The organism is Ferrovum sp. PN-J185 (assembly GCF_001581925.1).
Lineage (GTDB): Bacteria > Pseudomonadota > Gammaproteobacteria > Burkholderiales > Ferrovaceae > PN-J185.
The window spans coordinates 226,677-238,941 of the sequence record NZ_LQZA01000002.1 but is presented as its reverse complement, the minus strand read 5'-3'; the positions used below and the strand labels follow the sequence as shown (position 1 = coordinate 238,941).

Here is a 12,265-nt window from a genome sequence, read left to right as displayed (position 1 = left end):
CCTATGAATACAGATGAATTTAAAATTGCAGGAAAAACTTATCAGTCTCGTCTACTGGTTGGTACAGGCAAGTACCGTGACTTTCACGAAACCCAACAAGCTATAGAAGAGAGTGGGGCTGAAATCATTACGGTTGCTATACGCCGTACAAATATTGGACAAAATCCTAACGAATCTAATTTATTAGATTTCATTTCACCTACCAAATATACCCTGCTCCCTAATACTGCCGGCTGTTATAACGCTGACGATGCAGTAAGAACGCTGCGTCTCGCAAGAGAGTTACTAGATGGTCATAATTTAGTTAAATTAGAAGTATTAGGCGACAGTAAAACGCTTTATCCCAATATGCCAGAAACACTAGTAGCAGCAAAAACCTTAGTAAAAGACGGTTTTGATGTCATGGTGTACTGTAGCGACGACCCTATTCAGGCTCGTCAATTAGAGGATATAGGCTGTGTGGCCGTTATGCCTCTCGCCTCTCTCATTGGCTCTGGCATGGGAATTCTCAATCCTTGGAATCTCAGTATCATTATTGATCAATTACAAGTACCTGTTATTGTTGATGCAGGAGTTGGCACTGCCTCTGATGCAGCTATTGCCATGGAATTAGGTTGTGGTGGTGTATTAATGAATACCGCTATCGCTCAGGCCAGAAACTCTGTACTCATGGCCTCAGCCATGAAAAAAGCAATTCAGGCTGGAAGAGAGGCTTATCTTGCAGGTCGCATGCCTAAAAAAACCTATCAAGCAGAGCCAAGCTCTCCCACAACAGGTTTAATTGCTTAATGAATACAATGACAATTGGACAACATATTCGCAGCTACGTATTAAGGCAGGGAAGGCTATCAACGGGGCAGCAACGAGCAATTGATGAATTGTTTCCACAATGGGGAATTCAATTTACTCAAGACAAAGGTCTATTATCCTTGCACGAAGTTTTTAACAGAGAAGCACCCACCATACTGGAAATTGGTTTTGGTATGGGTGAACCTACCATTAATATTGCTAAAACTTTTCCTGAAAAAAACTTTATCGCAGTGGATGTTCATGGACCGGGAATTGGCAATATATTAAAGTTAATTGATCAAGAAAACCTGACCAATGTCCGTATAATACGTCATGATGCTGTGGAGGTATTGCAATTTCTGATACCACCGCAAAGCCTTGCTGGAGTACATATCTTTTTCCCAGACCCATGGCCAAAAGCAAGACACCACAAAAGAAGACTCATTCAATCTTCCTTTATCAATAACTTAGTTAACTATATCCAAAACGGTGGATATATTCACTTAGCTACTGATTGGCAAGACTATGCCGATCAAATGCTGGAAGTACTCTCGCAATGCACACAACTAAAAAATACCACATCTGGTTTTGCAGTAAGACCGGACTATCGTCCCTTAACCAAATTTGAAAATAGGGGACTCAAATTAGGTCATGGTGTTTGGGATTTGTTATTTATCAAAGAAAGTAAGTAATTCCTTCTTTAGCCAGTAACTCTCTCTTAAATTCAATACCTAAACCAAAACCACCTAATTTACCCGATGAACCTACCACTCGGTGACATGGCACAATAAACGGCAACGGATTGGCCCCGCAAGCCGTTCCTACAGCGCGTACTGCTCTTGTGTGACGTATCTCTTGAGCAATAACTTGATAGGTTTTAACAGACCCTACAGGTATGGTCAGAATAGCGTGCCATACCTTCTGTTGAAATACCGTGCCTTCAAGTCGATATGCATTATGAATAACGTATGTTGGGTTATGGATTAAATGAATCACCTCATCTGCAATCGTCTTTAAGATGTTAGATTGTTCCATGAGAGGATAATGACTTAATAAAAACAGATGTAACTCTTCTAGACTCGACTTTACATCAATTCTAAGCAAAGTCGTACCTTCACATACTACCCCCATATATCCCCAAGGAGATAAACGAGTAATATAAAAATAAATAGAGTTAGTCATTAAGAAATAAGCTGATTAAATCGTTTAAAAAATGACGACCTAGTTCTGTGGGACTTAAATAATTCTCGCTAATAGTAACAAATCGTTTCTTTTCAGCTAAAGATAAAGTGGATTGAATTGACTCAATTGATAATCCCGTTCTTTCTTCAAAAAGTGACAAAGAAAACCCTGCATTTAGTCTTAAGGCGTTCATCATGAATTCAAATGGAATACTATTAAAATCCACAACATGTCTTTCTTCAATATCTTCTTGTTTACCAATCAAGTTTAAATAATTGTTAGGATGTTTTATTTTTGCTGTTCGCATGATTTTGTCTGGCAAAGAAATTTTGCCATGTGCGCCAGGACCAATACCCACATAATCACCAAACATCCAATAGTTTAAATTATGTTGTGAGCGCTTACCCTGTTGAGCATAAGCTGATACTTCGTAGTGATCAAAGTGATACTCCTTCAATAAAGAATAAATATCGTTTTCAAGAGTAACAATCTGATCCTGCTCTGGTAGTAATGGGGGAAATTTATAAAAGTAGGTGTTAGGTTCAATAGTTAACTGATAAAAAGAGATATGATCAGGATTAAAGCTTAATAATTCAGTCAAATCGTCCAATGCCTCCTGATGGGTTTGATTGGGTAAGCCATACATCAAATCACAATTTAAATTATCAAAAACAGTTCTTGCTTGGGATATAGCAAATAAAGCTTGCTCTCGATCATGAACTCGTCCGATTACTTTTAAGAGACGATTATTTAATGATTGAATACCAAGAGAAAGACGATTAATACCAGCTTCTTTAAAACCACGAAACTTATCAGTCTCAAAAGTGCCTGGATTTGCTTCAAGAGTAATTTCAGCTCCGGGAATAAGAGATACTAAACTACGAATACCGCTGATTAATCGATCGAACGACTCAGGTGATAATAAACTTGGTGTTCCCCCACCAATAAATATTGATCGAACTGACCTCCCCCAAATGTACGGTAACTGATACTGAAAATCTGTTAATAATGCATCTATAAATTGAGATTCATTAATTTTCGACTTTAACTCATGAGAGTTAAAGTCGCAGTAAGGGCATTTTTTTATACACCAAGGAACGTGTACATAAAGCGATAAGGGGGGTAGTACTGTTAAAGCCATATTAATCGTTGAAATACGAGTCTTTTTGTAATGCTTGAATTATGCCCTGAAGCGCTTTGGCACGATGACTAAATTGATTTTTTTCAGCTTGGGTAAGTTGTGCGGCTGTTTTCTTTAATTCAGGTATATAAAATAAAGGATCATAACCAAAACCATTGCTTCCCGATTGATTACGAGCTATTTGGCCGTACCATTTACCTATACTAATAATGGGGTCGGGATCAGATTCATGACGAACTAACACAATACAGCATATAAAGTGGGCTGAACGATGTGACACATTATGAAGAAGATCTAATAATTTTTGATTATTTTTTTCATCTGATTTGTCCAATCCGGCAAAGCGCGCGGACATAATTCCTGGCGCACCCATTAAGTGATCAACACACAAACCCGAATCATCCGCAAGAGCGGGGCTAGCTGTTAAACGAGATACATATCTTGCTTTATGTAAAGCGTTTTCAATAAAAGTGGTAAAGGGTTCCTCTGGTTCAGGTAACAACAAATCTCCCGCTCCCACCACATTCAGTGGCAGAGGATCTAAAAGAGTACGAATTTCTTGAAGCTTTCCTTGATTATGACTGGCAATAATAATTTTTTTTGTCATATTAGCCTGCTAAAACCTGCTTTTGTAGCTCAATTAACTGACGACAACCTAATTCTGCTAATCCCAGCAAACTCTGCAAGCTATCTCGTGAAAAAGGTTCACCCTCAGCAGTACCTTGTAACTCGATAAATCGTCCATCTTCTGTCATTACAACATTCATATCCGTATCGCAGGCCGAATCCTCTTCATAATCAAGGTCCAACACAGGCAACCCTTGGTAGACACCAACCGAAATCGCAGCAACTGGCTGAATAATTGGGTTGCTGGTAAGTACTCCTTGCGCCATTAACTTGTGTACTGCATCGTATAGAGCCACATAAGCACCTGTAATGCTCGCGGTCCTTGTGCCGCCATCAGCTTGAATTACATCACAATCCAAATGAATCGTGCGCTCCCCTAATGAGCCTAAATTCACCACCGCACGCAGCGAACGTCCAATTAAACGCTGAATTTCCTGCGTTCTACCAGACTGTTTTCCAGAGACTGACTCTCTTTGCATTCTGGTGTGCGTTGAACGAGGGAGCATCCCGTATTCTGCAGTAAGCCAACCCTGATTTTTCCCCTTTAAAAAAGAAGGCACTTTCTCTTCAATGCTCGCCGTACATAGCACCTTGGTAAAACCAAACTCCGTCATGACTGCTCCTTCAGCGTAACGTGTGGCTTGACGGGTAAATTTAATTTCTCTTAATTGTTGAGCTTGTCGTTGACTTGGTCTCATAATTGTTCCTAAGTGAGTTATCATAGACACATTCATTATTATGCAAAAAAATATGGCTATATCCTTACATAGTATGACTGGTTTTGCATCGGAAATCAGAGAATTACCCTATGGTACTCTGTCCATCGATATTAAATCCGTTAATCATCGTTTTTTAGATATACAAGTGAGATTACCAGATACTTTAAGAAGTCTGGAATCGTCATTTAGAGAACAGATTAGTAAATCCTTACAAAGAGGTAAAATAGATTGTCGTATAGACTTGAGATCAAGGGATCAATCTACCAATCTATCTTTACTCAATACAACCGCACTTGAAGAATTACGTCGTGCCAGTGCTGTGGTTCAAGAAGTATTTGTAGACGCTACACCATTATCTGTAGCTGACGTGCTGAAGTGGCCAGGGGTTTTTCAAGTGGACAGTTTAACTGCTGAAAAAGTAGAGAGTGATGCGCTTTCCTTGTTAACTCAGTTATTAGCCGATCTTAATGAGTCAAGAAAAAGAGAAGGCGCTAAACTTGCCTCTTACCTCATTGAGCGTATTCATATTATTCAGTCCATAGTTAATGATCTCATTCCAGAAGTACCCAATTTTGTGAAACAATTTGAAGAAAGATTAAAATTACGCTTTCAAGAAGCATTGGGCACTGAACATGAGGAGCGAATTTATCAAGAGATAGCTCTGATGGCAGCTAAAGTAGATATTGAAGAAGAAATCAGTAGACTCAATCTTCATTTAGACGAAACACTACGACTCATCAAAGCTGGAGGGGTTACTGGGAAAAAACTTGATTTTCTGATGCAAGAGCTCAATCGTGAAGCCAACACATTAGGCTCTAAAGCCATTGTAAACAAGTTATCAAGTGGTGCTCTGGAAATGAAAATTCTTATCGAACAAATGCGCGAACAAATACAGAATATAGAATGACAGGTCAAATTTTTATTGTTTCAGCACCTTCTGGGGCTGGTAAATCAAGTTTAGTGAATGCATTAATCAAGGAAGAGGACAGTGTATGTCTGTCTATCTCCCACACCACACGTCTACCAAGACCTGGAGAAATAGATGGCAAAGAATACTTCTTTGTCACACGTGACAACTTTAACCAACTTATTCAACAAAATGTGTTCCTAGAATATGCAGAGGTATATGGCAACTTTTATGGCACTTCAGCACACACTATTCGTGATCAGTTGGCACAGAACAAAGACGTTATGCTTGAGATAGATTGGCAAGGTGCGCGCCAAGTAAAAAAAATATTTCCTAATGCAGTTAGTATTTTTGTTCTTCCACCCTCACTTGAAACACTAAAGCATCGTTTAATTGGGCGAGGAAAAGATAGTGAAGAAGTGATAAATCAACGACTTGAAGCTGCAAAAGATGACATAAGCCATGAATCAGAATTTGATTATGCTATTATTAATGAAGATTTTAATACAGCTTTAGAAGATTTAAAGGCGATTGTACGCAGTCAAAAATGCCGTAGAGATCGTCAATATCCTAATTATATGAATTTATTTGTATTGCGCTAAGAGGTTTAATTATGGCAAGAATTACTATTGAAGACGCTCTAGAGAGAATACCTAACCGTTTTGAATTAACGCTGGCAGCCACCTACAGAGCAAGACAAGTTGCTTCTGGATCAACACCTAATGTTGATCCAAACAAAGACAAGCCAACTGTAATTGCATTACGTGAAATTGCTGCTGGAAAAATAGGTCTAGATATTTTAAATAAACCTAACAGTAATAATTAATGAAGTGCCCACAACTGCTCAAGCTGAAATATTAACTGAGGTTACTTCTACACCTCTAATCAACCTCGCAGCCAACTATCTTCGACCTGAAGATCTTGAGCAGTTACAACTTGCCTTTAATTTAGCGGATAAAGCCCATACCGGCCAAATCAGAAAGAGTGGCGAGCCTTATATCACGCACCCCCTCTCGGTAGCGAGCATATTAGCTGAATGGCATTTAGATGTTCAGGCTCTTATTGCCGCTCTCTTACACGATACTGTAGAAGATACAGCAACCACCGCCAGAGAAATTTCAGACAAGTTTGGTAAATCTGTCGCCGACTTGGTTGATGGTGTCAGTAAATTAGACCGTATAGAGTCGCAAACAGAACAACAAGCCCAAGCAGAGAATTTTAGAAAAATGTTGCTTGCTATGGCGCGTGATGTCCGCGTCATTCTTATTAAGCTTGCCGACAGATTGCATAACATGCGCACTCTAGGTGCCATGAAGGAAACCAAACAGCGCCGCATCGCTCGTGAAACATTAGATATCTATGGCCCTATTGCCAACCGTTTAGGACTTCATGCTGTCTATCAAGAGATGCAAGATCTTTGCTTCTTTTATCTATTTCCCAATCGTTACCAAGTATTATCAAAAGCGGTTAAAGCTGCCAGAGGGAATCGCAGAGAAGTGGTCAGCAAGATACTGACTTCTATCACTCAACGGCTTGAGCAGTTTGGTATTGATGCTGTGGTAACAGGTAGAGAAAAAAATATTTATAGTATCTACAAAAAAATGATAGGTAAATCCTTGTCATTTTCTGAGGTACTGGATATTTACGGTTTTAGAATACTGGTTAAGGACATTCAGTCCTGTTATCTCACATTAGGGGCGTTACATACTCTTTTTAAACCTATTCCAGGTAAGTTCAAAGATTATATTGCTATCCCTAAAGCCAATGGTTACCAATCTCTTCATACTACTTTATTTGGTCCATATGGTACTCCCATAGAGTTACAAATTCGTACTTCAGATATGCATAAAATTGCTGAATCTGGAGTCGCGTCACATTGGTTATACAAATCCACTGAAACTCCTTTAACTGATGTACAACAAAAAACCCACCAATGGCTTCAGTCACTGTTAGAAATGCAAACTGAAAGCGGTGATGCCGTTGAATTTTTAGAACATCTTAAAGTTGATCTCTTTCCAGATCAGGTATATGTGTTCACTCCCAAAGGAAATATTAAATCCTTACCTAAGGGAGCAACACCTGTTGATTTTGCCTATGACGTCCATACCGACATTGGTAACCGTTGTGTTGCTGCAAAAATCAATAATGAACTAGCACCATTGCGAACAACACTAGCTAATGGCGATAGAGTAGAAATTATTACCGCAGATAATGCAGCCCCCAATCCAGCTTGGCTTAACTATGTTGTCAGTGCTAAAGCACGCTCAAAGATACGCCATTATCTACGTACCATGCTACTTGATGAATCCATTGAACTTGGCCGTCGCTTGCTGAATCAGGCTCTGCGTGCACTCAAAATCAATCCCAGTGATATTAGCGAAACACAATGGGAGGCATTTCTTAAGCGCGACCGCTGCAAAACACAAAATGATGTATTAACTGAAATTGGTCTTGGCAAACGACTTAATATTGTTGTGGCCAAAGGATTGCTCTCTAATACCGATAAAGATAACAATGAACGCCCAGGGTCTATTACTATTCGAGGAAGCGAAGGGATTGCCGTACAGTTTGCCCACTGCTGCAGGCCTATCCCGGGAGATCCCATTACAGGTATTATTAAAAAAGGACAAGGATTACTCATTCATACCCAAGATTGCCGAGCCATCAAACAATATCGTAGTGATCCCGACAAGTGGGTAGATGTAGAATGGGAAAACAATACTGGAAAGCTTTTTGATGTAGAGATTAAATTAATGGCTGTGAACCGTCGCGGAGTATTAGCGACTGTAGCTGCTGCCATTGCGGAAGCACAGTCAAATATTGATAGCGTATCAATTAATAAACCGGATGGAACCTATTCAGAAATCAATTTTACTGTCCAAGTGACTGATACCAGCCATCTAGCCTCTTTATTCCAACATTTGCGTGATATCCCAGAGGTAGTCAGAATTACCCGTGTTCAAAATTAATTCAGGAAAAACCATGACTAAAAGTATTATCAGTACTCCACACGCTCCTGCCGCAATAGGCACTTACTCTCAGGCCGTTCGCTGTGATGACACAGTTTACCTATCAGGCCAAATTGGGCTTGATCCAAAAACCATGTTGCTTGCTGAAGGCATTGATAACCAGATTATTCAAGTACTGAATAATTTAAAGGCGGTAGCAGAAGCTGCTGGCGGGAGTATGAACGATTTTGTTAGACTTACTGTATATCTCACAGATTTGAGTCATTTTGCAAAAGTGAATGACTATATGTCTCAGTATTTTGCTCAACCTTATCCGGCACGAGCAGCTGTAGGTATCGCTTCTCTACCACGGCAAGCACTCGTAGAAATAGATGGGATAATGGTTATCAGTTAAAGCATGACCGATCAGTTAGTTGATCTGAAACTGAATGAAAAGACAATCAAGCTATTAAATAAGCTTGGTATTTCTAGAGTTACTGATCTTATATTACATTTTCCTTATCGCTATAGCGATGAAACAAAAATCACTTTAATTCATGATATTCCCATGAATGAGGAATGTCTTATTGAAGGGGAAGTGATCGCAAGTGAAGTACTATACCGCCCACGTAAAATGCTGATCATAAAAGTGCAAGATGACAGCGGTGTAATAACCTGTCGTTTTTTAAACTTTTATGGCAGCCAAGTCAGTCAGTTATCAAAAGGGAAACGTTTTCGTTTTTTTGGTGAAGCCAAACAAGGTTACTTAGGTTTGGAAATGATTCATCCAAAATATCACGTAGCAAGTCCCCTTAAAGAATTATCCTCCACTCTTACCCCTATATACCCCACTGTGGCTGGGTTAACACAACCAACAATAAAAAAAGCTATTGACCTTGCTATGAAATCTCTGTCATTGGAGGATACTTTGCCAGAATCAGTAGTTCATAAATTGCACTTACCTTGCTTTGTCGATGCAGTTAAAACACTACATTATCCAGAACCCACAGTGGATATTCACGCACTGAGCAACAAAAACCATCCTGCATGGCAGAGAATCATCTTTGATGAACTATTGGCACAACAAATTTCGACGCGTATTAATTATCATAAAAGAGAAAAAAGACTAGCGCCGCGCTTAACAGGCAATAAAAGCTTTTTAACTGATTTTATTAATCATCTTAGTTTCACATTAACTAGAGCACAAATAAGAGTGCTACAAGAGATCACTTCCGATCTCAAGCGTACTTATCCCATGCATCGTTTGTTGCAAGGCGATGTAGGTAGTGGAAAAACAATTGTAGCCACAATAAGTTGTTTACATACGGTTCATTCAGGCTTTCAGGCGGCACTGATGGCTCCCACTGAAATTCTTGCTGAGCAACACTTTATTAAAATTGAACGTTGGCTCAGTCCACTTGGTATTCGTACGCAGTGGTTAACTGGTAGCATGAAGAAGAAAGAAAAAGATATTGCCCATGAGAAAATCAAGAATCATGAGGTAGATCTGATAATTGGTACACATGCACTCATACAACAGGAAGTTGAATTCGCCAAACTCGGCCTTGCTGTGATTGATGAACAACATCGATTTGGTGTAGAACAAAGACTTGCTTTACGTCTTAAAGCCACAGAAAACAAAAGTCTTGAACCACATTTATTAATGATGACCGCAACACCTATACCTAGAACATTAAGTATGAGCTATTTTGCAGATCTTGATGTATCGATTATTAATGAACTGCCTCAAGGACGTCAGCCGATAATTACAAAACTCATTGAAAGTCGTAGACGTGATGAGGTAATACTACGAATTAGAGAGATTTGTTTATCGGGTAATCAAGCTTATTGGGTTTGTCCTTTAATCGAAGAATCAGAAACCCTACAACTTGAAACTGCATTAGATACCTTTCACTATATTCAAAACCATTTTCCTGACCTACAAGTTGGGTTAGTCCACGGCAAAATGGATCGCTTTGAAAAACAAGCTATCATGGATTTATTTTATAAAAATGAAATCCACGTACTTGTAGCAACAACCGTAATTGAAGTAGGCGTTGATGTACCCAATGCCACAATGATTGTTATTGAACATGCTGAAAGAATGGGGCTTGCACAATTGCACCAATTAAGAGGTCGTGTGGGTAGAGGAGCGGATCAAAGTATGTGCATTTTACTGTATCATGGCCCCCTCAATGAGACGGCTAAAAAACGTCTAAAGATTATTTATGAAACTACCGATGGGTTTGAGCTTGCCAGACAAGACTTACTAATCCGTGGTCCTGGTGAATTATTAGGTGCCAAACAAAGTGGGGTACCCGGGTTTAGATATGCCAGCCTTGAACAACATGAGGATTTGTTGGCGCCGGTTCAACAAATTGCAGATGAAATGATCAGTGACTATCCTATAATGGCTACGAATCATGTTTCACGTTGGTATAGTCAGCCAAAAGATTATCTAAAAGCCTAATTATGAATTTGTCTAATTATATAAAATTAATGAGGCTCGATAAGCCTATTGGTATTTTGTTGTTACTCTGGCCAACACTATGGGCTGTATGGATTGCAAGCCATGCCCATCCAACTATACACATACTGCTGGTGTTTATTTTCGGTACTATTCTAATGCGCTCTGCAGGATGTGTAATCAATGATGTAGCTGACAGAAATTATGATCGCCATGTAAAGCGTACTGAAAATAGACCTATAACAAGCGGCGCCGTATCAGTAAAAGAAGCATTAGTCTTAACTTTTTTATTAAGCTTAGCTTCTTTTTTCCTCGTTCTTACTTGTAATAATTTAACAATAATTTTATCGGTTATTGCTGCTTTTCTTGCGGCCTCTTATCCTTTTACCAAACGTTTTTTATCTATTCCCCAAGCTTATCTTGGTATTGCTTTTGGCTTCGGTATTCCCATGGCATTTGCAGCACAACTTAACTTTATTCCCCCTGTTGCCTATCTACTACTAGTAGCTAATATATTTTGGGCTATTGCTTATGATACTGAATACGCCATGGTGGACCGCGATGATGATATTCATCTAGGTATTCATTCGTCAGCGTTGTTGTTTGGTAGATATGATGTATTAGCTATTATGTTGTGCTATCTGATTACCTTGCTATTATTAGCTGTTGCTGGATATCTTTTACATTTTGGCATAGTGTATTTTGCTGCATTAGTCATAGCAGGCTTGATCGCTACTTACCACTATTTGTTAATTAGATTAAGAGATAGACAAAGTTGCTTTAAAGCATTTTTGCATAACAACTGGTTTGGTGGTGTGATCTTTTTAGGAATATGGCTTGAATTTGCTCTACATTAGAATCGATATTTAAGCCCAATAGTTAACAGGTCCAATCCATTATCACCGTTGATTCGATTATATTTAAGTTGATATCGATCCAGGTTACCCTGTAATAACAAATGACTGCCTAAATCATAACTTATACCTAATCCCATTTGGTCATAGGGTAAGATGCCATCCATGCTCATGGATGACCCGTTACTGAGCCACGGACGATCGGGGGATACGGTACCTAGTCGCCCCAACATATTCCATCTTTTACCTAAGGGGACTGATCCTTCACCACCTATTAAATTAGGCCGATTACGTCCGGAAAACACACTATTACCTGCCCCATTATCTATACCCCCTAAAACGGTGGTATAAGGTAGGGCACTGATACCAGAGAACCATCCTTTCTCTTCTTGAGCAAACACACTCATACTCATAAGCAATAAGCTTATGACTATAATTTGATGTGTTTTTGTGCTCAGTTTCATTTAAATAGTCTCATTTATGAAAGAGTTCATAAGGCAACTTCCCATTCTTAATTTTACGCTTTTAAAAAAACTTTTCAATTAAATTATTGAGTTACACTCCAAATGAAAGCATAACGCTTTGTCTTATAACTCCTGAACTCAAGCGGCTAGCCTTGTCATAAAAACCT

Annotated in this window: 14 protein-coding genes; 9 read left to right on the top strand and 5 right to left on the bottom strand. The window is 39.1% G+C overall.

Features of this window, described 5'->3' with window-relative positions:
• Nucleotides 1-3: 3 nt before the first annotated feature.
• Together FV185_RS05810 and trmB are read left to right on the top strand one after the other, a co-directional pair.
• Entirely contained in the window at nt 4-789 is a 786-nt protein-coding gene (locus FV185_RS05810) for a thiazole synthase (protein WP_067494913.1), read from the top strand.
• Complete coding sequence (trmB, locus tag FV185_RS05805) at nt 789-1,481, top strand: tRNA (guanosine(46)-N7)-methyltransferase TrmB (protein WP_067494911.1); 693 nt, start codon at nt 789-791, stop codon at nt 1,479-1,481. The genes FV185_RS05810 and trmB overlap by 1 nt, the downstream gene beginning before the upstream one ends.
• Here trmB and FV185_RS05800 read toward each other — a convergent pair.
• The 4 genes from FV185_RS05800 to rph are packed head-to-tail and all read right to left on the bottom strand — an operon-like array spanning nt 1,465 to nt 4,437.
• Entirely contained in the window at nt 1,465-1,971 is a 507-nt protein-coding gene (locus FV185_RS05800) for a methylated-DNA--[protein]-cysteine S-methyltransferase (protein WP_067494908.1), read from the bottom strand. The two genes, trmB and FV185_RS05800, sit on opposite strands and share 17 nt — an antisense overlap.
• Nucleotides 1,964-3,112, bottom strand: coding sequence for a radical SAM family heme chaperone HemW (hemW, locus tag FV185_RS05795; RefSeq protein WP_067494905.1), 1,149 nt, complete (start codon nt 3,110-3,112; stop codon nt 1,964-1,966). The genes FV185_RS05800 and hemW overlap by 8 nt, the downstream gene beginning before the upstream one ends.
• A 1-nt stretch (nt 3,113) precedes the next feature.
• Complete coding sequence (gene rdgB, locus FV185_RS05790; protein ID WP_067494902.1) at nt 3,114-3,719, bottom strand: RdgB/HAM1 family non-canonical purine NTP pyrophosphatase; 606 nt, start codon at nt 3,717-3,719, stop codon at nt 3,114-3,116.
• 1 nt (nt 3,720) lies between these two features.
• Nucleotides 3,721-4,437 (bottom strand): ribonuclease PH, encoded by a 717-nt coding sequence (gene rph, locus FV185_RS05785; protein ID WP_156474189.1) that lies wholly within the window; start codon nt 4,435-4,437, stop codon nt 3,721-3,723.
• 52 nt (nt 4,438-4,489) lie between these two features.
• Here rph and FV185_RS05780 point away from each other — a divergent pair, with 52 nt between their 5' ends.
• Genes FV185_RS05780 through ubiA form a run of 7 tightly spaced genes read left to right on the top strand, consistent with a single transcriptional unit; the run spans nt 4,490 to nt 11,637 of the window.
• A complete protein-coding gene (locus tag FV185_RS05780; protein WP_197457789.1) occupies nt 4,490-5,365 on the top strand; it encodes a YicC/YloC family endoribonuclease in 876 nt (291 codons plus the stop codon).
• Nucleotides 5,362-5,967, top strand: coding sequence for a guanylate kinase (gmk, locus tag FV185_RS05775; RefSeq protein ID WP_067494895.1), 606 nt, complete (start codon nt 5,362-5,364; stop codon nt 5,965-5,967). The genes FV185_RS05780 and gmk overlap by 4 nt, the downstream gene beginning before the upstream one ends.
• 11 nt (nt 5,968-5,978) lie before the next feature.
• Nucleotides 5,979-6,191, top strand: coding sequence for a DNA-directed RNA polymerase subunit omega (rpoZ, locus tag FV185_RS05770; RefSeq protein WP_067494892.1), 213 nt, complete (start codon nt 5,979-5,981; stop codon nt 6,189-6,191).
• A 4-nt stretch (nt 6,192-6,195) separates the two neighbouring features.
• Nucleotides 6,196-8,334: a RelA/SpoT family protein gene (locus tag FV185_RS05765; RefSeq protein WP_067494889.1), complete on the top strand. Its 2,139-nt coding sequence runs from the start codon at nt 6,196-6,198 to the stop codon at nt 8,332-8,334.
• Between the two features lie 13 nt (nt 8,335-8,347).
• On the top strand, nt 8,348-8,728 hold the full coding sequence (locus FV185_RS05760; protein ID WP_067494886.1) for a RidA family protein: 381 nt from the start codon (nt 8,348-8,350) through the stop codon (nt 8,726-8,728).
• Nucleotides 8,729-8,731: 3 nt separating this feature from the next.
• Complete coding sequence (gene recG / locus FV185_RS05755; protein ID WP_067494882.1) at nt 8,732-10,783, top strand: ATP-dependent DNA helicase RecG; 2,052 nt, start codon at nt 8,732-8,734, stop codon at nt 10,781-10,783.
• Between the two features lie 2 nt (nt 10,784-10,785).
• Nucleotides 10,786-11,637 (top strand): 4-hydroxybenzoate octaprenyltransferase, encoded by an 852-nt coding sequence (gene ubiA / locus FV185_RS05750; protein ID WP_067494878.1) that lies wholly within the window; start codon nt 10,786-10,788, stop codon nt 11,635-11,637.
• Here ubiA and FV185_RS05745 read toward each other — a convergent pair.
• The gene (locus FV185_RS05745; protein ID WP_197457788.1) at nt 11,634-12,041 is read right to left on the bottom strand and encodes a hypothetical protein; all 408 of its coding nucleotides are present in this window, start codon (nt 12,039-12,041) and stop codon (nt 11,634-11,636) included. The genes ubiA and FV185_RS05745 overlap by 4 nt on opposite strands.
• Between the last annotated feature and the right edge of the window lie 224 nt (nt 12,042-12,265).

Excerpts from the sequence above, each read along its gene's own strand:
- FV185_RS05810 (WP_067494913.1), top strand. The coding sequence starts at position 4 with ATGAATACAGATGAATTTAAAATTGCAGGAAAAACTTATCAGTCTCGT.
- trmB (WP_067494911.1), top strand. The coding sequence starts at position 789 with ATGAATACAATGACAATTGGACAACATATTCGCAGCTACGTATTAAGG.
- FV185_RS05800 (WP_067494908.1), bottom strand. The coding sequence starts at position 1,971 with ATGACTAACTCTATTTATTTTTATATTACTCGTTTATCTCCTTGGGGA.
- hemW (WP_067494905.1), bottom strand. The coding sequence starts at position 3,112 with ATGGCTTTAACAGTACTACCCCCCTTATCGCTTTATGTACACGTTCCT.
- rdgB (WP_067494902.1), bottom strand. The coding sequence starts at position 3,719 with ATGACAAAAAAAATTATTATTGCCAGTCATAATCAAGGAAAGCTTCAA.
- rph (WP_156474189.1), bottom strand. The coding sequence starts at position 4,437 with ATGAGACCAAGTCAACGACAAGCTCAACAATTAAGAGAAATTAAATTT.
- FV185_RS05780 (WP_197457789.1), top strand. The coding sequence starts at position 4,490 with ATGGCTATATCCTTACATAGTATGACTGGTTTTGCATCGGAAATCAGA.
- gmk (WP_067494895.1), top strand. The coding sequence starts at position 5,362 with ATGACAGGTCAAATTTTTATTGTTTCAGCACCTTCTGGGGCTGGTAAA.
- rpoZ (WP_067494892.1), top strand. The coding sequence starts at position 5,979 with ATGGCAAGAATTACTATTGAAGACGCTCTAGAGAGAATACCTAACCGT.
- FV185_RS05760 (WP_067494886.1), top strand. The coding sequence starts at position 8,348 with ATGACTAAAAGTATTATCAGTACTCCACACGCTCCTGCCGCAATAGGC.
- recG (WP_067494882.1), top strand. The coding sequence starts at position 8,732 with ATGACCGATCAGTTAGTTGATCTGAAACTGAATGAAAAGACAATCAAG.
- ubiA (WP_067494878.1), top strand. The coding sequence starts at position 10,786 with ATGAATTTGTCTAATTATATAAAATTAATGAGGCTCGATAAGCCTATT.
- FV185_RS05745 (WP_197457788.1), bottom strand. The coding sequence starts at position 12,041 with ATGAGTGTGTTTGCTCAAGAAGAGAAAGGATGGTTCTCTGGTATCAGT.